Raw genomic sequence first — 22,282 nt, forward strand, 5'->3', positions numbered from 1 at the left:
AATGGCAGCTTTATAAAAAATTAATGTTATTTATTTTTTATTACGCTTTTGTTGCTCTGCCTGATCCATCATATCTTTCATTTTTTTCTGAAATTTACTTTCCTTCTTAGGCTTCGCTTTTTGTACTTGAATTTTTGCTAGAATCTTATCTTCATCTAAAATATAATTCTTGATTACTAATAAAATACCAATACTAATTAAGTTAGAGATAAAATAGTATAAACTTAAACCAGAAGCATAAGAGTTAAAGAATACAATCATCATAACTGGTGCAAAGTAAATCATATACTTCATCATCTTAGCCATGTCAGGCATACCTTCTTGCTGTGGTGCAGCCATTTGTTGTTGTCCTGTTGTTAACTTCATATAGAAGAAAATTGCAACACCTGCTAAAATTGGGAATAAACTAATATGATCTCCGTAAAGAGGAATACTAAAACCATCAGGAAATTGGTAAATTGAATCGAAAGAACTTAAATCGTCTGCCCAAAGAAACTTTTTCTGTCTTAATGCAAAAGCTGTTGGGAAGAACATAAATAAAGCATAAAATACTGGCATTTGTATTAATGCTGGCAAACATCCAGCCAACGGACTTGCACCTGCTTTATTTTGCAGTGCCATTGTCTCTTGCTGCGCTTTCATTTTATTATCCTTATGCTTCTCTTTAATAGCCTCTAATTCCGGCTTTAAAATCTTCATTTTCATTTGCGACAAATACTGCTTGTATTGTACAAAAGACATGGCTAATTTAATTAACACAGTCATTACAATAATAGCAATACCGTAAGGCAAGTAAGAACTTAAGAAACTAAATAAAGGGATAAATAAGTATGCATTTATCCAACCAAAAAGTCCCCAACCAAGCGGAATACTCTCTTCTAAGTTTTTATCGTAACTACTTAAAACTTTACTTTCAGTAGGACCATAAAACAATCCGTAGTTTTCATTAAGCTCATTTCCGCTTAAAGCTAAAACAGTTTTAGCACCATACTTTTTAGTAAATAATGTATCAATTTCTTCGTCTTCTACTAAATCTTTAGATGTTAGTGCTACCGATTTTAAAGGCTTATTGTTAGCAACTAAAATAGAGCTAAAGAAGTGTTGTCTAAAGGATAACCAATCTACATCTTCTACAGTTTCTTCATCTTCTCCTGCTTGCGATAATTTATCTATATTTCCACCATCGTGCTGGTATGTTAAACGCGTGTAACGGTTTTCGTAACTTACACTTTGATCGTGACGTTTACTTGTTTGAGTCCAATCAAGCTTTACTTCCTGAGAACCATTAATTACATTACTTAAACCTTGAGATTTAATAGTAAAATCTATCATGTAATCGTTTGGTTTGATTACATATAAATATTCTAAAAACTTAGTTTCAGATACTTTAAGCTTCATAGAAACTAAAGTGTTTTCTCCGTCTTTAGTTACTTTAGATTGGAATGGTAAATCTTTAGTATTAAAAATACGACTATCTGAAGTTCCTAAATTAATATTGAAACTTGCATTATTATCTTTTACTAAATAAATAGGAATAGAATCGAAATCTACAAACTTACTAAGTTTTACTTCTGATAAATGACCACCTCTTTTAGAGAATGTTAATTCAAGCACACCATTATCTACTGTTGCATCTTGAGAAGGCAAACTTGCAGCATAAGCAAATGGTCCTAATTTATTATTAAGCGCTACTTGCTGTAAAGAATCTCTAGGTATTATGTTAGAAAAATCTTCTGGTGTTGTTACTCTTGTATCTTCCTGAGCAACACTATTTTCTTTTATTTTATTATCTGCTTCAATTTGCTCTTGCTTAGCTTTATCTGCAGCAGCTTCTTCTGGTGTAGGCTGGTTTTGCCACATCATAAATAATAAAATTCCAAATATAAGTACGAAACCTATTATCGATTTTACGTCTAATTTTTTTTCTTCCATATTATTTCTGCTATCTCGAAATCTCGAGTGGTAATCTAGTTAGTATTCTCATATAAAAACCTGAATGTTAAAAAACAAACAGGTTTTATGTTTTCATAAATTACTCTTCAAAAAGTAATCCGTTATTTTTTTTATGCCAAACTGACACCTTATTTGCTTTTATTATGCTTTAAAGCTGCTGCTACAAAAGCAACAAAAAGTGGGTGTGGATTAGACACTGTACTCTTATATTCTGGATGGTATTGCACACCAACAAACCAAGGATGGCTTGGTATCTCTACTATCTCTACAAGGTTTGTATCAGGATTCAATCCTGTTGCAATCATTCCTTTTGCTTCAATTTGTGCTTTGTAATCACTATTAAACTCGTAACGGTGTCTGTGACGTTCTTTTATTGTTTCAGCATTATAAACTTCACCAACTATACTGTCTTTAATTAGCTTACAATCCCAAGCACCTAAACGCATGGTACCACCTTTATCTGTAATATTTTTTTGATCTTCCATTAAATTAATAACAGGATTGGCTGTATTCTCGTCCATCTCTGTAGAGTTGGCATTTTTTAATCCTAGTACATTACGTGAGAATTCGATAACTGCCATTTGCATACCTAAACAAATACCTAAAAATGGAATATTGTGTTCTCGAACATATTTTACAGCATCTATTTTACCTTCTACTCCACGTTCTCCAAATCCTGGCGCTACTAAAACACCATCTAAATGAGATAACATTGCTTTTACATTGTCTCCATTTAGATATTCAGAATGTATAGATTCTACATTTACTTTCACTTCGTTTTCTGCTCCTGCATGAATGAAAGATTCTAATATAGATTTATAACAATCTTGTAGCTCTACGTATTTACCAATTAATCCAATAGTAACCTCAGACTTCGGGTTTTTATGACGTCCTAAAAAAGCGTTCCAATCTGTTAAATCTGGTGTATTACTTTCTAATCCTAATTTTCTTAGCACCACAGTATTTAAACCTTCTTCTAACATTAAATTAGGCACATCGTAAATAGTTGATGCATCTATAGATTGGATTACAGAATCTGGTGTTACATTACAAAAACGTGCTAATTTATGTCTAATATCTTGAGATAGTTCATGCTCTGTTCTACACACTAAAATATCTGCTTGCACACCACCTTCCATTAGTGTTTTTACACTATGTTGTGTTGGCTTTGTTTTTAATTCTCCTGCTGCTGCTAAATAAGGAATTAACGTTAAGTGAATTGCTAATGCATTGTTTTCACCTAGTTCCCATTTTAATTGTCTTACACTTTCTACGTAAGGTAAAGATTCGATATCTCCAACAGTTCCTCCTATTTCTGTAATTACGATATCGTAATCTCCAGAGCGTCCAAGAATTTGAATTCTTCGTTTTATTTCGTCTGTAATATGAGGAATGACTTGAACTGTTTTACCTAAAAACTCACCACGACGTTCTTTTTGAATAACGCTTTGATAGATACGACCTGTAGTAACATTATTTGCCTGACTTGTAGGTACATTTAAAAAACGTTCGTAATGACCCAAATCTAAATCTGTTTCTGCTCCATCGTCTGTAACGTAGCATTCACCATGCTCGTACGGATTTAAAGTTCCTGGATCTATATTAATATAAGGATCTAATTTTTGAATTGCTATTCTGTAACCTTGTGCTTGAAGAAGCTTCGCTAAAGATGCTGCGATGATACCTTTTCCAAGTGAAGAAGTAACTCCTCCTGTTACAAATATGTATTTTGTTGTTGTTGCCATTGTGCGTTGTTAAACGCGAGCAAATTTACGATATTTTATGGAAGTTATTAGTGTTTAAAGTTTTATTTTTAGATTGATTTATGAGTGTATAAATAACTTGATTTATGAGTGTTTTTACACGTGAGTTTTTATTGAAATGTTTTAACTTCGTTAGACATCTGGTATGGAATATTTGAGTGGTTTTGTGTTGATCATGTATTTATAGAATATTAAAAAAATCACTCATACATTAAAAAGTTAGCCCAAATTAATGAAAAAAGCAAATTATCTAGGATTGTCATATCAATTTTGGACTTTAACGAAAGAGTCTATTAATGAAATGAAGAAACAAGGCAATAAAAAGTTAATCATGTCTTTGTATGACCAAAATCAAACAGATGAAGAATTTTATGAATTTTATTACCAAAAAACTAAATGGAATGATTTTAATATCGGTGTTCCAATACTCTTTAATTTCTATCATGGATTAGAACTATGTATGAAAGGACTATTACAAGAAATTGGAAAATTACCCACAAAAAAAACACATGGCTTAACTGGTTATTATAACATAATTCAAAAAAATGAGACAGAATTCATCCCAGAAATACTTATCTCTTTAGGAAAGGTTTTAAATAAGGACAATACTTTTTCTGATTTTTTTGAAAGTAATAATAGTAATGTAGATAATTATTATCAACTTTTAAGATATCCTGAATCATATAAAGGAAATGATTTTTATTTTTATGGAGAAATTAGAGGAAAAGAAAAAGTTGGTTTAAAAAACTTTGAATCAATTAACGATAGTTGCGTTGAAATAGAAAAAGCTATTATAAAATGGTTAAAAAAAATATAACTCAACACCCTTTTTAAGCCTAAAAAACGTCGTAGTTGTTTTGTTCCTGCAACAATAAACAAACATTAACCCACTAAATCCTATCGAAATTCTTTTGAATATTCTTAATCAGTCCTTCCAACCCATTTAGCTTCAACATATAAACAGTTTCCAGCATTTCGCCCAATTTTCCTTTTGGAAAACCTTTGTTATGGTACCAAACCACATAATATTCTGGCAAATCTATTAAGTATCTGCCTTCGTATTTACCAAAAGGCATTTTAGTGTGTGCTAACTTAATTAGAAAGGTTTTATCTGGTTGCAGTTCCATTACTTAAATTTATATATTTCTAATCGTTTTAATTCTTTATTTACAAAATCCACCCATTTTTGCTGTTCGGCTTTATTAATAGAGTAATTACTTTCTGCGTCGTAAAGCCTTTGCATTTTTTCTAAATCTATATTCGCTTGCTTTAATAAAGCATCAAGCTGCTTAGCAATTTTAGAAGATACTTTTAATTTAGAAATTTGCTCTCGAAAATACCTAACATTTAACTCAGTAATATTAAAATGAAATTGTTCGTGCTTTAGAATGTGACTATTAACTACATCTTTTTTACGCCAAGAATGTTCGGGATAAAAATGTGCTAAGGCTTTAGTACTAAAATCTGTTACACCATGAACACTACTTTTTTCTAGAGAATAGCTAAAAGTAATACCAGAAGCTGTAACAGCTGCAGCATTAGATTTTTCATCTGGTTCTCCCTGAAAGTCTTCCCATTTTAGTTGGCGGTTTTCGTTCCATGTAAATTCTTGTGCATTACTTTGAATACACAATAGAAAAGTAACGATTATAAAAAGTTTTGTCATAGTTTAATTATAATCTACTAAAACGAAAAAACCGTTTAGCTTATTGCTTTACTTCTTCAATCTCTAAATCGTTATACTGCACGATGTAGACACTTTCGTTATAATAACCTCCAAACAATTTCTTTTTGTAGGCGAACTTATTCTCGATGTAAGACGTCATTGGTGTATCCTCTACAGATTGATATAAATCTTGAGACGTTACCAAACGTAAAACCACATCCATTGTTAAATCGAAACCACGAATAGCGTACGCATTTGGCGAAATGTTATACTCACGTTTATAATGCTTTACAAACGAATTGCTGGTTTCTGCATTAAGCATTTTTGAAATTGAAGGATAAGTAAAATGAAGATTAGACAAATGGTAGTTTGAAACTTCATCATCTTCGAAAGCCTTACTTTGATGATCTGTTGTTGTTAAAGTTATTTTAGTCCCATCAATTTGTAAACCATTAAGAATACTAGAAACGTTAGATACAAATCCTGCATTATTGGTTTCTAAAAACACAACATTATTTCCAGGCTTAATAACATTTATTAAATCTTGCTCTATAATAAAATATGCATCTTTTTTGGTTTTCTTATCCAAACGAGAGCTCACCAATTTTGCATTAGCAAATTTACCTTTAAGCATTGTGCTTATTGCTTTATGTTTTACATCTGAAATTACAATAATCTGCGCTGTAGAGTCCGATTTAAAATAATCTATTATTTTGTTTTTTAAGTTGTCGTCGTTTGGTCTAGACTGAAACACGTTACGTCCAATATTCACTTTTTTAACTACAGGTGAAATTACCGGAACGTTATCACGCTCTAAAGCACTTGCTACAGCATTAAAATTATTAGTATGTAATGGTCCAATAACTGCTTGCGTGTTAGAGAAGCTATTACTTCTAATAATAGAATTAACTTGACTTAATCTGTTTTGCGTATCGTAAACATCTACTTTTAGGTTTATTCCTAATTTCTTAAGAGAATCGAAAGCGACTAAAACACCTGAATAAAAGTCTAAAGTGATGTTTAAAGTTCTATCGTTTTTAATTTTCGATTTGGTATCGAAAATAGAATCCGTATTAATTTTATTAAGTGTAAAAGGCAGCATTACTGCTATGTTTTTAATACTAGTATCTGTTACACTATTAGATAGTTTAACATTCTCTAAAACATTACTAACAACATCATCTTGATTACTAGCACTTTCTGTATTATCTACCGAAGTATCTAAAGGTACCTTTAAAATCATCCCTTCTTTTAAACCTGTAGCTGCTAATTCTGGATTTAAGCGTTCTAAATCTTCTTGCTCAAGACCTAGTTTTACTTTTAATCTATAAAAACCTTCTTTTGGCAATACTTTATAGTAGCTATATTTTGCGTCGACTGTTTTTACTTTATCTGTTTCTAGATTAGGAACATTTATGGTTTGACCTGGTTGTAACATGCTTGACATGTTTGGGTTTAATGCTTCTAGTTCTTGAACAGTAACACCATACTTGTAAGCAATACGCCATTTACCTTCTTTTGGTTGTACAACGTAAGTTGTGTTTTCGTCTTTTACTTCTTGTGTTGTTTGGTATCTAATTACTTTTTTAAATACTGGAATTTGTAACTTATCTCCTTTTCTAAGATTATTTGCATACAAGAATTTGTTATGCTTTTTTATATCCTCTATTTCTACATTATACTTTTGAGAAATACTAAACAAGGTTTCCTTTCTTCTTGTTTTATGTTTAATATAACGATCGAAAGTTTTCTCTACTATTTTCTCTTTTACTGGAGTTGTTGTTGTTGTCGCAACAGATCCTGCATTTGGGATTATTAAAATTGAATTTGTTCTTAGTTTTTCTCGCAAATCTGGATTTAGCTTAATAACATCTGCTGTTGAAACTTCATATTTTTTTGAAATACTTTCTATTGTTTCACCAGATTTAACACGATGTGTTTTGTATTTCTGCGCATTTGCAGAAGCACAACTAAATATTACTAATAAGCTAAGGATGTATATTATTTTCTTCATATGTTTATTATACGTTCAAAGTTGCGTTAGCGGTTGTAGTGGCATCCTTTTTTTCTCTTAAATTAATATCCTTTCTTAAAATGAAAAAATATTGGTTTAAAAAGGTACTGAAACATGTTCAGCTTAAAAAAAAGATATAACGGAAGACGCGACCCTTGTGGTAACGCCCAAATTATTATTATTATTATTATTTCACTTTAAAAACCACTTGCTTCTCGATACAATTTGTTCGTTCCTCACAAATCACTCGAAGTGACAGCTTCTTACTATTTAAAGAGATTCCTTTTTTTCAAAGGAATTTGTTATTCCCACTCTATTGTTGCTGGTGGCTTACTACTAATGTCGTAAACTACTCTATTAACGCCTTTTACTTTGTTTATTATATCGTTACTGGTTTTTTGCAAAAATTCGTAAGGTAAATTTACCCAATCTGCCGTCATACCATCTGTACTTTCTACTGCTCTAAGTGCTACACATTTTTCGTATGTACGCTCGTCTCCCATAACACCAACACTGTTTACAGGTAATAAAATTGCGCCTGCTTGCCATACTTTATCGTATAAACCAGCGTCTCTTAATCCGTTAATAAAAACAGCATCGACTTCTTGTAAAATACGCACTTTTTCTGCTGTAATATCTCCAAGAATTCTAATAGCTAAACCTGGCCCAGGAAAAGGATGACGACCTAATAAGGTTGGATCCATATCCATTGAAGCTCCTACTCTACGTACCTCATCTTTAAATAAGGCTTTAAGTGGCTCGACAATTTTAAGTTTCATAAAGTCTGGTAATCCACCTACATTATGATGACTTTTTATTGTTGCGCTTGGTCCTCCTGTTGCACTTACACTTTCTATAATATCTGGATAGATTGTGCCTTGTGCAAGATATGTTACGTCTTCTATTAAATTTGCTTCTTGATCAAAAACCTCTATAAAAGCATTTCCTATTGCTTTGCGTTTAAGTTCTGGATCACTCAGTCCTGCTAGTGCATCCAAAAAGCGTGCCGAAGCATCTACACCTTTAACGTTTAAGCCCATACCTTTGTATTGCTCTAACACATCTGTATATTCGTTTTTACGTAATAAACCGTTATTTACGAAAATACAATATAGGTTTTCGCCAATGGCTTTGTGCAATAACATGGCTGCTACCGAAGAATCTACGCCTCCAGACAAACCTAATACTACTTTATCGTTTCCTATTGTATTTTGTAATGCTTCTACTGTTTCGCCAACAAATGCATTTGGTGTCCAATCTGGATTTACATTTGCGATGTCTACTAAAAAGTTTTCTAGTAATTGTTTTCCGTCTGTAGAATGGTACACTTCTGGGTGAAACTGGATAGCGTATGTTTTTTCGCCTTCAATTTTATATGCTGCATTTTTAACATCGTGAGTACTTGCCAATAACTTTCCGTTTGTTGGTAAGTTTTTAATAGTATCACTATGGCTCATCCATACTTGACTTCCTGCAGAAATATTTTTAAGAAACGCATCTTCTTCTACAAAACTTAAATTTGCACGACCGTATTCTCTTGTATTAGATTCTGCTACTTCTCCTCCAGAAAAGTGAGCTAAATACTGAGCGCCATAACAAACAGCAAGCATTGGTTTTACACCACGAATGCCTTTTAACTCTGGATGAAAAGCATCATCTGAACGAACAGACATTGGGCTTCCTGATAGAATAACCGCTTTATACTCGTCTAAGTTTTTTGGTATTTTGTTGAATGGAAATATCTCTGAATAGATATTAAGTTCTCTAACTCTACGCGCAATAAGTTGTGTGTATTGCGATCCGAAATCTAAAATAAGTACTTTGTCGTGTTGCATGCGCAAAAATAGTAATTGATTTTTGATTGGCTAATGCTGAATTAAGATTTTTTTACTCTACTTTTTAACAGTTTGTGAGTAGGTTAAACTTATTAAAATATTTGAGACACAAATTTTTGCGAATTCTCACAAATTCTTTAAAAAAAATTTAATTTTATTTTACTAATTACAAATGAACAAAGTTTATTTATTTGGGCATTACCTTTTGCCTAAAAAAAGCAAAACGTCAGGCTTTCCACTATATCTTTTTTATAAAAAATAAAAAAGGATGCCGTTTCAATCCTTAATGCGCTTAGCCTATATACGCTATCTCATAGACTCTAAAATAGCCAAAACATCCTTTTCTTTAGTGTCTGGATTTATAAAACAAAAACGCGAAACGGTTTCAAAAGCATCGCCATTTTTCCATTTTGTAGGTGTTACTAGCGCAAAACCTTTTTCGTGGTTGGCAAATGTCCAATCTCTATAATCGTCTGGCGTCCATCCTTTTCTTCGGTATAAAACACAAGACAAACTTGGTTCTCTAACCAATTCTACATGGTCTAAGCCTTCTATTATTTTACCTGTAGTAATTGCTAATTCTAGTCCTTTTTCTACTGCGTCCTTATATCTATCTGTTCCATGTGTTGCCAAACTAAACCATAGCGGCAACCCTCTAACCCTACGCGTTAATTGCACTTGATAGTCTGATGGATTGAAACCATGGGCTCCTTCATCTTTAAAAATATCTAAATAAGAGCCTTGTTGCGAATGTGCCTTTTTTGCTAATTCTGGTTCTTTATATAGTACTGCTCCACAATCGTAAGGTGCAAACATCCATTTATGTGGATCTATGGTTATACTATCTGCTTTTTCAATACCATTAAATAAATGCCTTACAGAGTCTGCAACTAAAGCTCCTCCTCCGTAAGCAGCATCTATATGATACCATAATTTTTCTGCTTTGCAAATACTTCCAATACCATATAAATCGTCTATTATTCCAGCATTTGTAGTTCCTCCTGTGGCTACAACTGCAAATAAACGTTGTCTTTGGTGTGGTGTTAAACCTAAAATAGTTTGCTCTAAGTCTTCAGCTGTTAATTTATCTTCTGTTTCTACTAATAACACATCTACATCCACAATTTTTGCCATTGCTTTTATAGAAGAATGTGCTCCAGAAGATGTGATAATAAGACCTTTCTCTACTTTGTTTTTATCGTTTAAACTTCGCCAATATTCGCGAGCTGTAACTATTGCAGATAAATTTGCTGCAGTCCCACCACTTGTAAACACTCCAAAAGCACCTTCTGGTAATCCTGTTAAAGAGACAATCCATTTCATGGCTTCGTTTTCGCAAAAAATACCTCCTGCTCCTTCCATCCAATAAGAACCATGAATACTTGAAACAGAGGTTACCAAATCGAACATAATCGCTGCTCTTGTTGGAGCAGCTGGTACAAATGCTAAATGTCGTGGGTGGTCTGACTTTACATTAGCATGCATTAAATGTTGTTTCCAAAGATTAAATGCTGTTTCGCCACCTATACCTTCTGGTGTTACGGTTTCGCCAACCAAAGCTTTTAATACTTCTGCTTTTTGTGGTTTTCCAATTTTATCATCGTTTTTTGAGATACGATCGATAGTGTGTTTCATGACATCTAATGTCATTTCAACTAAATCTAAATCTATTTTATGCATTGCTTATAATTCAAGAATTGAAAATTGTCCTTCTAAAGGCTTTAAGTATTTAATTAACTGCGGTATTAATTCTGCCCCAAACTCAAGGTACAACTCACTAAAATTTGTGTTTCGTTCTTGTAAACTGTTATTAGGAAATAATTGATTTTGAAGATCTGTCATGCGCTCAACCTGATCCTTTAGTTTTCTTTTTTGAGCTGTTAACAATCTTTTTTCAAGATTTTCTAAACCACTAACTTGCTTTCTTTCTTGAGCAGACACTGCGCCAACAAAAGAATCGTCGGTTTGTTTTGCCAATTCGTATAAATCTTTAAACTGATTTTTTAAATGCTTTATTTGCTCTGAAAAATCGATATCTATATTAGAAATCGTTCTTACTTTTTTATTTATGAAAGATTCTCTTTTTAAGAAAATGTCTTTGTTCGAGATGTTTAGCTTTACTAATTTATCGGCTTGTTGCTTGGTTTTAATTAACACCGAATTACGTAGTAGTAACATAGGAAACACCACGTTATGAGCTTTAAAATTAGATTTTAATTGAAACCAATATGCTAACTCTCCGCCTCCACCTATATAACACAGGTTTGGCAAAATTACTTCTTGATATAATGGTCTTAAAATTACATTAGGACTAAAACGTTCTGAGAAGTCATTGACTTCTTTTAGCACCTCACTCTTACTCCAGCTTATATTTGTGTTTAGAACTTTGTATGTATCGTTTTCTAAAACAATACGTTCTCTTATATTTTTGGTTATATAAAAAAGATTTATTGCTCTTGGATTAACTTGTATTCCGAAGTTTAGAGCTTCAATTTTAGCATTTGTTTCTAGAACTTTTTGTTCTGAAATTTGCTCTACTAATTCCTTTTCTACATGTGGAATAAATAGTTGCTTTAATTCTTTATTATTAGCTTCAACAATTACTAAACCATAATCGCCAAACAGTTTGTTTGCTATATATTTTGTTGCATCTGCAAGATTATCATGCTTTAAATAAGCATTTTTAAATAATTCACGAAGTGTATCGGCATTTTTACCAACGCCTAATTCTTTAGAAAAGGTATTGAATACAGCTTCTAAACCATCGGTATTAAGTTCGCCAACTACTCCAGATGCTTCTCTATTCCATTGTATTTTTTTTCCTTTAAAATTGAAATAGTTTATTTCATCGAAATCATGATCTTCAGAAGCCATCCAATAGATTGGTACAATATTATTTTCTGGATACGTAGTTTTTAATTTCTTTGCAAGATTTATTGTGGATACAATTTTATGCAAAAAGTATAATGGACCTGTAAATAAATTTAGTTGATGTCCTGTTGTTACTGTAAATGTTTTACTGTCTTGAAGCGCTATAATATTATCTAAAGTCGCCTGAGAAGCTTCAGTGTTTTGATATTGTTTTTTTAAAATATCAACTAAAACAGTTCTCGTTTCTTGTTTAAAAGAAGCGCTTTTTTCTACTATTTGAGCTTTAAAATTTTCTAACTTAGGAAAACGGTTATAGAATGGCTTTAGCGTTTCAGCTTCAGCTAAATAATCACAAATAAGTTGAGAAAAATATCCTGTGTCTTTAAACGAAATACAGTCTGATGGCATATATAATTGGTTATTCTGTGTAAATATAGATTCTTTAGACTATTTAGTGTCTTAAAATTAACATAAAAAACGAATAGAAATTGGTTAGGTTTAAGTAACTTTAAAATATGTTTTTACACTTTTTAAATTATGAAAAACTTAACTATTAGTCCGTTAAAAATAAAAATTCTTACTTCTCTCTTTTTACTAATATCATGTATTTGCTTCGCGCAAAACAACCTAGAATACAAAGGAAAAGTTATTGATACCGATTCTAATAAAGCATTAGGTTTAGCAGATTTAATTGTTATTGGCACCAATATTAGTACAGTAACAAATAGCGAAGGAGAGTTTTCTCTTAAAGTCCCAAACGAGTATTTGGACAAAGCTGTTTTGGTATCTTATTTAGGGTATGAAAAGTTACAAATTCCGCTTTCAGAATTTAAAAAGGAGAACACTAAAATAAAATTAATTGTTGCTGCAACTGTATTAGCTCAAGTAGATGTTAATGCTCCAAAAGACGCAAAAACTTTAGTAATACAAGCATTAAGTCTTAAAGCTGAAAATTATTTAAATATAGAAACTGTAATGACAAGTTTCTATAGAGAAACTATTAAAAAACGAAATAAAAACGCATCTCTTTCTGAAGCTGTTTTAAAAATCTACAAACAACCTTATACAACAAATAAAAAAGATGCTATTAAACTAGTTAAAGCAAGAAAAAACACTGATTACTCTAGATTAGACACATTGACTTTAAAGCTACAAGGTGGTCCATTTAGTGCTTTACATACAGACATTATTAAATATCCTGAGTATATTTTTAATAACGAAGATATTAAAGATTATAATTTTAGTTTTAATAAATCTACCCAAATAAATAACAAGTTGGTTTTTGTTGTGAGTTTTATACAAAAAGAAAATATTACAAGACCAATGTATTATGGCAAGCTATATATTGATGCCGAAGATTATGCTTTAACAAGTGCTGTCTATAATCTTAATGTAAGTAATAGACTAGAATCCAGTGAGTTGTTTGTAAAAAAGAAACCACGTAAAGCAACTGTATATCCTACCGAAGCTGCCTTTCGCGTAAACTATAGAGTTAGAGATGGTAAATGGCACTTTGCTTATAGTAATATCCTTTTAACTTTTAAGGTAAAATGGGAGAATAGATTGTTTAATAGTCGCTATACATTACATAGTGAAATGGCTATTACAGATTGGGACCAAAACACAGTAAATTTTGTTAACAGGCCTAAAGACCGATTAAAAACTAATTCAATTTTAGCAGATGAAGCCTCTGGTTTTACTGATCCTGAGTTTTGGGGAGAATATAATATTATTGAGCCCGAAAAATCTATAGAATCTGCTATCAAGAAAATTAGTAAGCAGTTGAAAAAATCTTAATTTAAAGATATTCGCTATACTGAAGTACTCTAAAATCGAACGTATTAAATTTAGGATTACTTGCCTTAAGTTGTTTGTATAATGGATTGCTACCTATAGAAATGTTTGCCGCTCCAGAAGAAGATGTAAGTGATACGGTTTTAATTGTGCGTAATGCACTTTGATAAGACTCGGTTTCACGTTTTTGATGTTCCACAATTAAAGTAGATTCCCACGCTTCGCTCGGAATGACGAATTGATGAATTCTTGGTGTTTGGTTTGAAACCAATTCTAGCTTTATATTGTAGTCTTTTATATGTTTTCTGAAGAAATACTCTGGACCGTTTTTAGATTTTCCGCCAATAAATATAATAGTTTCAATACTTGGATATTGTTTTATATAACTAATAACATCGCGAAGCTCAATATTTTGCATACCAATATCTGACGCATCAACCTTCTCGCGTTCGCAACTTTCTACAATATCGCAAACACCAATTTTGTGTTTAATTAAAAAATTTTGTCTTTGCTTAATTGCTTCGTTTGAATGATCGTAAAGCAAATTAAGGTTATGAATCTTCTCTATAAATAACCATAAACTGTTATAATAACTTCCATAACAGAAATTCACATCTTTTTCTAATAAGTTTCCTGTAGTAAATCTTGGAGGTGGTAAAGTACCAACAATTAATTTTGTCGTGTCGTTTTTAATGAATGGTTGGTATGGGTGTTTGTGTTGAAACATATTATTTCCTGCGAAGGCAGGAATCTTTTTAAATTATTCTCTTGCTAAACATTTGTTTTTTTTAAGTGGATTCCTGCCTTCGCAGGAATGACAAGACGTCATCTAATACACTTACTAGAAATCTTATAGTGTTTTTAGTAGCTTCTCAACCTCGTTAATTGTTGTTCTGTATTTGCTTTTGTTTGACTTTGTCATGTGTTGCGCTTCAATTGAAATTTCGTTTAGAATTTCTTTTGCAGCTTCGATTTTATCTTTTTTAATATAGAATTTAGCGAGCACTAAACGTTCGCTATAATTAGAATACCGTTGATCTATAGCTTTTAAATGTTTTTCGGCAGCTGCAGATTGTCCTGTTTTGTCTAATGCTAATCCGTAGATAAATTCTGATTTCGATTTATTAAATTCTGAGTGATTTTTTAATTGTTCCGCGTAAGCGATAGTTTTATTGTAATCCTCTAAATTATAGTAAGATGTTATTAGGTTTTCTAAAATGAAATAATTATTCTGACTTTTATCTTTTAAAGCAACTTCATAATGCGTGATTGCATTTTTGTAGTCTTTCATTTCGAAAAAAACATCTGCTAAATCCAATCTGTTTTGAAACGTCTCAGAAAACTGAAGCTTTTTCTCTAAGTCTTTAACCCTTTTTGTTGGTATTAAAACTGAGGTTAGATTTTCTTTAATAATAGTAGCATCTCGCTTATTATAGACTTGCGTGATTAAATATATAATAGAGCCAATTATAGGAATGAATATGATTAGAAAAATCCAATAATATTGGCTTCTATTTTTTATTAAATGGTAGATACAAAACCCTTGTAAAGCGATTGTTAAGTAATAAAGCATTAGTTAAATTTAGTTTAAAGTTCTAAATATAGTAAAGAAAGCCTCAAAATATCATTACCTTAAAGAAAAATCAATAACATAATTTATATGGGAAGAGGAGATAAAAAGACCAAACGCGGAAAAATTAGCAGAGGAACTTATGGAGCAAGAAGACCAAGGATAAAAAAGCGTGTGCGTCCAGAAACCAAAATTGAAATTAATAAAAAGGTTAAGCCTTAATTAGTGGTATTACTTTTAATGAATAATTGGTGAAAATTATAGCGCTTTGTTTTAAAAAGTGCTTCGCCTTTATCTTCAAACCACCCGATTTTTACTGAAGTAAAACACACCTTCCTTTAACTAAAGGAAGGAGCTACTAAACAAAGCAATTTATCTTGTAAAAACCAGATGGTTTTCGGTTGACAACTCATCGCTTAAACCGTAACCTTCGGTTGTAAACCCTTTTAAATCGTTTATTGTTTGCGCATTAGTATCTACAATATATCTAGCCATTAATCCTCTTGCTAATTTAGCATAGAAGGCTACAATTTTATATTTACCATCTTTAAATTCTTTAAAATCGACAGTTACAACTGGCACTTTAAGTGCTTTGGTATCTACAGCTTTAAAGTATTCTTTACTTGCTAAGTTTACAAAAACCTCATCGTCTTCTAATTCTTCGTTTAATGCTTTTACTACATCTTTTTTCCAGAATTCGTAAAGGTTCTTTTTGGTAGCGATTGGTAATTTTGTTCCCATTTCCAATCTATACGCTTGCATTAAATCTAATGGTTTTAAAACACCATATAAACCTGAAAGGATTCTTACTTTATCTTGTAATACTTCTATTTTATCTGTTGAAATTGTATAAGCGTCTAAGCCTCTATAAACATCGCCACTAAAAGCATAAACAGCTTGCCTTGCATTGTCTTTTGTAAATGGTAATTGCCATTCTTGATTGCGCTCGTAGTTAAGTTGCCCTAAAGCATCACTAACATGCATTAATTCTGAAATTGCTTTTGCAGATTTCTTTTTAAGCACTTTACTTATACGCTCTGACTGGCTTAAAAACTGAGCTTCGGTAGTTTTTTCTGTTGGCAATTTACTTTCAAAATCTAAAGATTTTGCTGGTGACAATACTAGTTTCATAAATTCTTTTTTCTACTACGAATTTACAATTTACGTTTTGAACATTACAATTTAATAAAATGTAATGTTCTATGCTATTATAAATGTTGTTTATAGGCGAGACGCGTTAAGGATTGAAAGGTTTGTTTGAGCTCATCTTTGATAGCGAGCCTTGAAAGCCTGACCTTTAGGTAACGCCCAACTAAGATTCTAAATGCGTGCTATAACCTCTCCACTTCTCGATACACTCGTGCATGTCTTGAGGTATTGGAGCTTCAAAACTCATGAATTCGTTCGTTTCTGGGTGTATAAAACCTAAGGTTTTGGCGTGTAGTGCTTGACGTGGTAATATTTTAAAACAGTTGTCTACAAATTGCTTGTATTTGGTAAAGGTTGTTCCTTTTAGAATACGCTCACCTCCATAACGTTCATCGTTAAATAAAGTGTGTCCAATATGTTTCATGTGTACACGAATTTGGTGTGTTCTACCAGTTTCTAGTTTACATGCTACTAAAGTAACATAGGTTAAGCGCTCTAAAACTTTATAGTGCGTTACTGCGTGCCTACCTTTATCTGCATCATCGTCGAAAAACACAGTGTTTTGTAATCGGTTTTTAGGATGACGACCAATGTTACCTTCTATGGTACCTTCGTCTTCATTCATATTTCCCCAAACAATAGCAACGTATTCGCGTTCGCTAGTTTTATCTTTAAATTGCTTAGATAAATGTGCCATTGCTTTTTCGGTTTTAGCAACCACTAACAATCCACTAGTATCCTTATCTATTCTATGTACTAAACCAGGTCTATCGCTTGAATTCTTAGGTAGATTTTCGAAATGAAAAATCAACCCATTTATTAAAGTCCCAGAGTAGTTTCCATGTCCTGGATGTACTACAATTCCTGCTGGTTTATTAACCACTAAAAGTGTTTCGTCTTCGTAAACGATATCCAAAGGCATATCTTCTCCAACCAATAAATTCTCGAAAGGAGGATGTGCTAATAGTACTCTAATTTTGTCTTCTGGCTTAACCTTATAGTTAGATTTTACAGGAACGTCGTTTACATAAATATTTCCTTCTTTTGCAGACTCTTGAATTTTATTTCTAGTTGCATTCTCTACTTTATTCATTAACCATTTATCGATACGTAAAGGCGATTGCCCTTTATCTGCAATAAATGAAAAATGCTCGTAACGCGTTTCTCCAGCTTCGTTTTGCTCTGGTAATTGTGGTGTATATTTATCCATTTATAATTTAGTTAGGACGATTACCATTTCCTAAAACAACATCTATTTTAGAGTGTTTTGGTAGTAAAGTCCCAGGTTTTAAAACCTTGCCTTCAAATCTTAAGCTTAATACTTCGTCTTTACCAATATTATCTACGTATGTTTTCTTTCCTATTTCAAAGTTTAAAGACTCTAAAGTTGGTCTTGCTTGACGAAAAGTACGGTTAATAATATTTGGCACAGGAATTTTTCTATATCCTGAAGGATTTAGCGTTAGGTATATTTTTCTGTTTTCTTTTACATTTTCTCCAGCTGGAGGATCTTGCTCTATTACAGAGTATTTAGGATAGTCTGGATTAAAATTTGCCGAATCTTGAATTTCCATAGCTAAGTTATTCTCGTCTAATTCAATTTTAGCAACATCAATGGACTTTCCTGTTAAATTTGGAACCGTTTCAAAATTACCATGATTAGTAGTAATATTAAGCCATTTAAAGATAATAAAGCATAAAATTAATAGTGCAACTATTGCTAAGCCAAGTTGCTTAAAAAACGTTTTACTCGTTAGAAATTTAATAATACTCATTGCTTGATTTTAATTAAAAAGAGTTAAAACCTTTATCGTTAATTTCACAACTAAAAAGGTATGCAAATATATAAAAACAAAAAGGTTTTCGTTTGCTATAAAATAAATGATATTTTAGCTAAACAAATAAATTTGAAGCTTATTGCTTGCTTTATATAATTTATACGAAGTTTAACAGTTTTAAGATTACCGCTGAAGTTTATCTTGAGCGTAGTCGAAAGGCGGAAACTAAAGTTACTGAAATAAATTCAGCATTAATGAAAAAAAATATTGCCATAATAATGGGTGGTTATTCTAGCGAATACCAAATTTCTTTAAAAAGTGGAAACGTTGTTTACAATAATTTAGACAAAGAAAAGTATAATGCCTATTGTATTCACATCTTTAAAAACAAATGGGTTTATGTAGATGATAATGATACTGAGTTTCCTATCGATAAAAACGATTTTTCTGTTTTAGTAAACGAAGCTAAGATTACATTCGATTGTGTTTTTAATGCTATTCATGGTTCTCCTGGTGAGGATGGTTTTATGCAGTCTTACTTTGAGCTTATTGGTATACCACAAACAAGTTGTAATGCTTATCAAGCTGCATTAACTTTTAATAAGCGTGATTGCTTGAGTGTACTAAAACCTTATGGTATTTTAACTGCTGAAAGTTATTACCTTAATTTAGGCGACACTATAAATGAAGATGAAATTATTGCCAAAGTAGGTTTACCTTGTTTTGTAAAAGCTAACAAAGCTGGTAGTAGTTTTGGGATTTCTAAAGTGCATAAAAAAGAAGCATTACAAGCTGCAATAGATGATTCTTTTAAAGAAGACGATGAGATTATTATAGAATCTTTTCTAGACGGAACAGAAGTTTCTGTTGGTGTAATTACCTATAAAGGGAAAACGAAAGTATTACCTATTACTGAGATTGTAAGCGAAAACGACTTTTTCGATTACGAAGCTAAATATCTTGGTAAGTCTCAAGAAATAACACCTGCAAGAATTACTAAAATACAAGAAGACAAAGTAAATAGTCTTGCCAAAAAGGTTTACGATGTTTTAAAAATGAAAGGCTTCTCTAGAAGCGAGTTTATTTTTAAAGATGGAGAGCCTCACTTATTAGAAGTGAATACTGTTCCTGGTTTAACCAACGAAAGCATTTTGCCACAACAGGCTGCAGAAGCTGGAATTACAATGTCTGAATTATTTGAGAGTGCTATTGAGGAGGCTTTGAAATAAAAATTGTAATTTTATCGTATGAGAAAAGCACTATTCCCAGGATCTTTCGATCCTATAACTTCTGGACACTACGATATTATTAAACGAGGTGTTACTTTGTTTGATGAAGTTATAGTTGCCATAGGTGTAAATTCTGCAAAAAAATACATGTTCTCTTTAGAAGAACGTATGGATTTTATAAAAGAAGCCTTTAAAGACGAGCCAAAAATAAAAGTAGTAAGTTATAAAGGTTTAACTGTACATTTTTGTCAAGAATTAGGAATAGAATTTATTCTTCGTGGCTTAAGGAATCCTGCAGATTTTGAGTTTGAAAAAGCCATTGCACATACCAATAGAGATTTAGCTCCTATAGAAACGGTATTTCTATTAACTGCTGCAAGCACAAGTTACATCTCCTCTTCTATTGTTAGAGAAGTAATTAGAAATAATGGTGATTACACTAAACTAGTACCAAATAGCGTAAGAGTTAAAAAATAAACTTATTGCCTTGCATGCATTGCTTTTGTGATAGTTTCTACAAAATCTTTAGTTATAAAAGGCTTCAATACATAGTCATCCATACCATGCATATTAGCTTTAACTTCAACTTCGTATTTTGTTGCAGCTGTTAAAGCTACAATTGCCACTTCATTATTAAACTCTCTAATTAGTTTCGTGGTTTCATAACCATCTAGTTCTGGCATATGTATATCCATTAAAATACAATCAAATTCTTCTTCTTTAATTATTTCTATTGCCTTAGCACCTGAATCCACTGCTTTAGATTTGATATTTAAATGATCGAGCACTTTACGAGTTACTAATTGATTTATCTTATTATCATCTACAATTAAAAAGTTCTTGTTTTTAATATATTCTAGCTGGCTTTTGTATATAATAATAGGTAAACTATCAATTTCAGTGATTTTAAATTTAAGCTCGAAAAAGAAAGTAGAGCCTTCATTTTCTTTACTTATAACATTTATATCACTTCCCATAACTGTTAATAGGCGCTTAACAATAGATAGACCTAAACCTGTTCCTTTATACGATTTTCCATTTTTAGAATGCTCTTGATAAAAATCTTCAAATACTTGACTTTGCATTTCTTCAGAAATACCAGACCCATTATCTACAATTTTAAAGGCTAATGTAACTTCGTCCTCCTCAACATCTTTTAATCTATCAATTTCAATTTCTATGTGCCCATTATTAGTGAATTTAATAGCGTTTGAAATTAGATTTATAAGTATTTGAGATACTTTTAAAGAGTCTCCTGTTAATGATTTAGGGATGTTTTCGTCGTACTTAAAACTTATAGTATTATTACTATCACTTAACGCATATTCTAAACTCTCAATAATATTAGATACAAGATTTTTTAAATCAAACTCTATTTGTTGAATTTTCATTTTGCCAGACTCCACCTTATTAAGCTCTAATACATTGTTTATTAAAGACATTAAATGGTTTCCAGAAAACCGAAGAGACTCTATATATTCTTTATGCTCTACACTTACATTTTCTTTTAGCAATAATCCAGACAGCTCAATAACTGCATACAATGGAGTACGAAGTTCATGGCTAATTTCTGAATAAAAATCACTTTTTACCTTAGATAAATTTTCGGCTTTATTTTTAGCCAACTTTAATTGTTTGTTTTTTTTGTAAATCCAAAAACCTAAGAGTAATAAAATTGAAGTAAAAAATATTAAAACGCCATTAAAAGTTCTAGTCCTTTCGATATCTAGAGTTTGTAATCTCTTTTCTTTTTCTACAAGTTCTAATTTAAGTTCATTCTCTTTTAAGAAATTATTAGCCTCAATTTGTTTGGCTTTCTCAAATTCTTTTATTGAATAGACAGAATCTGTAGTTGTAATATACTCATCTAATGCATAGTAAGCTTTCTCAAAATCTTTGTTCTCAACGTTTATAAGAGCTCTTGTAGAATAAGCCTCTGCTTTAACTTCTAAATAATTGTACTTTTGTGTAAACTCTAAAGCTTCATGATAATAATCTAACGACTGTTTCTTATTTCCAAGTTTATGGTGCACATAACTTAGAACCTCAAAAATCTCACCTAGAATAGCTTTATCTTCATAATATTTGTGAGCCAAAACTTCTGCTCTTGTAAGATAATCATAGCTCTCTTTATAATCTCTAAGCAATGGGTCTTCTTTTTCAATTAAATTAACCCCAATATTGTATAAAGGATATACTAGTTCTTCTTGAGCGTTACTTAACTCTGCAAGATTTAAAGACTTTTTGAAATATATATTAGACTCCTTTAATTTTCCATAAGCTCTATAGTTGACTCCAAGGTTATTATAGCCTATTATTATTTGAGAAGTGTCTCTTAGTTTTATGGATAAATCTTTAGACTTAAATAAATAAGTAAAACTTAAAGATTCGTTATTCATATAATAGTGCGAAGTCCCTATGTTACCATATGCTCTAGCTTTAAGATAATCGTCTTTTACATTGTTAGCATACTCTAACACCTTGCTACTAATCTCAATAGCTTCACCGTATTTAGTACGTTGATTGAGCTCGAAAGCTCTATCAACTTCAGCATACATATATTTAGAAAGATCAGGTTCCTGTTGCCCATAAACTGAGCATGTTAAACTAAAGACAGCAACCAAACTAAAGTAATAACACTTTATTAGGTACGTTTTCAT

Annotated in this window: 19 protein-coding genes; 5 read left to right on the forward strand and 14 right to left on the reverse strand. The window is 31.6% G+C overall.

Annotation, left to right across the window (positions count from 1 at the left end; translation table 11 throughout):
- Positions 1-30 precede the first annotated feature (30 nt).
- Together yidC and CW733_RS08270 are read right to left on the reverse strand one after the other, a co-directional pair.
- Positions 31-1,932, reverse strand: a complete 1,902-nt coding sequence (yidC, locus tag CW733_RS08265) for a membrane protein insertase YidC (protein WP_100996746.1) — start codon at positions 1,930-1,932, stop codon at positions 31-33.
- Positions 1,933-2,081: 149 nt separating this feature from the next.
- Positions 2,082-3,698 (reverse strand): CTP synthase, encoded by a 1,617-nt coding sequence (locus tag CW733_RS08270; protein ID WP_100996747.1) that lies wholly within the window; start codon positions 3,696-3,698, stop codon positions 2,082-2,084.
- 250 nt (positions 3,699-3,948) lie between these two features.
- On the opposite strand from CW733_RS08270, the gene CW733_RS08275 reads away from it, so the two are divergent.
- Complete coding sequence (locus CW733_RS08275) at positions 3,949-4,533, forward strand: HEPN domain-containing protein (RefSeq protein ID WP_100996748.1); 585 nt, start codon at positions 3,949-3,951, stop codon at positions 4,531-4,533.
- 73 nt (positions 4,534-4,606) lie between these two features.
- On the opposite strand, the gene CW733_RS08280 is transcribed toward CW733_RS08275, so the two are convergent.
- The 6 genes from CW733_RS08280 to bshC all read right to left on the reverse strand — a co-directional run bounded on the left by CW733_RS08280 (position 4,607) and on the right by bshC (position 12,510).
- Entirely contained in the window at positions 4,607-4,843 is a 237-nt protein-coding gene (locus CW733_RS08280; protein WP_100996749.1) for a DUF3820 family protein, read from the reverse strand.
- Entirely contained in the window at positions 4,843-5,382 is a 540-nt protein-coding gene (locus tag CW733_RS08285; RefSeq protein ID WP_100996750.1) for a hypothetical protein, read from the reverse strand. Before CW733_RS08285 ends, CW733_RS08280 begins: the two co-directional genes overlap by 1 nt.
- Before the next feature lie 40 nt (positions 5,383-5,422).
- Positions 5,423-7,396: a LysM peptidoglycan-binding domain-containing protein gene (locus CW733_RS08290; protein ID WP_100996751.1), complete on the reverse strand. Its 1,974-nt coding sequence runs from the start codon at positions 7,394-7,396 to the stop codon at positions 5,423-5,425.
- Positions 7,397-7,698: 302 nt separating this feature from the next.
- Positions 7,699-9,231, reverse strand: coding sequence for a glutamine-hydrolyzing GMP synthase (guaA, locus tag CW733_RS08295; RefSeq protein ID WP_100996752.1), 1,533 nt, complete (start codon positions 9,229-9,231; stop codon positions 7,699-7,701).
- Positions 9,232-9,537: 306 nt separating this feature from the next.
- Positions 9,538-10,911, reverse strand: coding sequence for an aminotransferase class V-fold PLP-dependent enzyme (locus CW733_RS08300; RefSeq protein WP_100996753.1), 1,374 nt, complete (start codon positions 10,909-10,911; stop codon positions 9,538-9,540).
- Between the two features lie 3 nt (positions 10,912-10,914).
- On the reverse strand, positions 10,915-12,510 hold the full coding sequence (gene bshC, locus CW733_RS08305; protein WP_100996754.1) for a bacillithiol biosynthesis cysteine-adding enzyme BshC: 1,596 nt from the start codon (positions 12,508-12,510) through the stop codon (positions 10,915-10,917).
- Between the two features lie 129 nt (positions 12,511-12,639).
- On the opposite strand from bshC, the gene CW733_RS08310 reads away from it, so the two are divergent.
- On the forward strand, positions 12,640-13,899 hold the full coding sequence (locus CW733_RS08310) for a carboxypeptidase-like regulatory domain-containing protein (RefSeq protein ID WP_100996755.1): 1,260 nt from the start codon (positions 12,640-12,642) through the stop codon (positions 13,897-13,899).
- Position 13,900: 1 nt separating this feature from the next.
- On the opposite strand, the gene CW733_RS08315 is transcribed toward CW733_RS08310, so the two are convergent.
- Both CW733_RS08315 and CW733_RS08320 read right to left on the reverse strand, forming a co-directional pair.
- Positions 13,901-14,623 (reverse strand): uracil-DNA glycosylase family protein, encoded by a 723-nt coding sequence (locus CW733_RS08315; protein ID WP_100996756.1) that lies wholly within the window; start codon positions 14,621-14,623, stop codon positions 13,901-13,903.
- Positions 14,624-14,746: 123 nt separating this feature from the next.
- Positions 14,747-15,469: a tetratricopeptide repeat protein gene (locus tag CW733_RS08320; RefSeq protein ID WP_100996757.1), complete on the reverse strand. Its 723-nt coding sequence runs from the start codon at positions 15,467-15,469 to the stop codon at positions 14,747-14,749.
- An 87-nt stretch (positions 15,470-15,556) separates the two neighbouring features.
- Here CW733_RS08320 and CW733_RS08325 point away from each other — a divergent pair, with 87 nt between their 5' ends.
- Positions 15,557-15,688 (forward strand): 30S ribosomal protein THX, encoded by a 132-nt coding sequence (locus CW733_RS08325; RefSeq protein ID WP_100996758.1) that lies wholly within the window; start codon positions 15,557-15,559, stop codon positions 15,686-15,688.
- A 150-nt stretch (positions 15,689-15,838) separates the two neighbouring features.
- Here CW733_RS08325 and yaaA read toward each other — a convergent pair whose 3' ends face one another.
- From yaaA to CW733_RS08340, 3 genes are all read right to left on the reverse strand, one after another.
- Positions 15,839-16,597 carry a peroxide stress protein YaaA gene (gene yaaA, locus CW733_RS08330; RefSeq protein ID WP_100996759.1) on the reverse strand — a complete coding sequence of 253 codons (759 nt, stop codon included), beginning with the start codon at positions 16,595-16,597 and terminating at the stop codon, positions 15,839-15,841.
- A gap of 181 nt (positions 16,598-16,778) precedes the next feature.
- A complete protein-coding gene (locus tag CW733_RS08335) occupies positions 16,779-17,825 on the reverse strand; it encodes an RluA family pseudouridine synthase (RefSeq protein WP_100996760.1) in 1,047 nt (348 codons plus the stop codon).
- A 7-nt stretch (positions 17,826-17,832) separates the two neighbouring features.
- Positions 17,833-18,390 (reverse strand): PASTA domain-containing protein, encoded by a 558-nt coding sequence (locus CW733_RS08340; RefSeq protein WP_100996761.1) that lies wholly within the window; start codon positions 18,388-18,390, stop codon positions 17,833-17,835.
- 257 nt (positions 18,391-18,647) lie between these two features.
- Between CW733_RS08340 and CW733_RS08345 the strand changes: the two genes are divergently transcribed.
- Together CW733_RS08345 and coaD are read left to right on the forward strand one after the other, a co-directional pair.
- On the forward strand, positions 18,648-19,622 hold the full coding sequence (locus tag CW733_RS08345) for a D-alanine--D-alanine ligase (protein ID WP_100998744.1): 975 nt from the start codon (positions 18,648-18,650) through the stop codon (positions 19,620-19,622).
- 18 nt (positions 19,623-19,640) lie between these two features.
- A complete protein-coding gene (coaD, locus tag CW733_RS08350; protein WP_100996762.1) occupies positions 19,641-20,099 on the forward strand; it encodes a pantetheine-phosphate adenylyltransferase in 459 nt (152 codons plus the stop codon).
- A gap of 2 nt (positions 20,100-20,101) precedes the next feature.
- Here the strand turns inward: coaD and CW733_RS08355 are convergent, their stop codons facing one another.
- A complete protein-coding gene (locus tag CW733_RS08355; protein WP_100996763.1) occupies positions 20,102-22,282 on the reverse strand; it encodes an ATP-binding protein in 2,181 nt (726 codons plus the stop codon).

It is taken from the genome of Lacinutrix sp. Bg11-31 (genome assembly GCF_002831665.1).
Taxonomy (GTDB): Bacteria; Bacteroidota; Bacteroidia; order Flavobacteriales; family Flavobacteriaceae; genus Lacinutrix.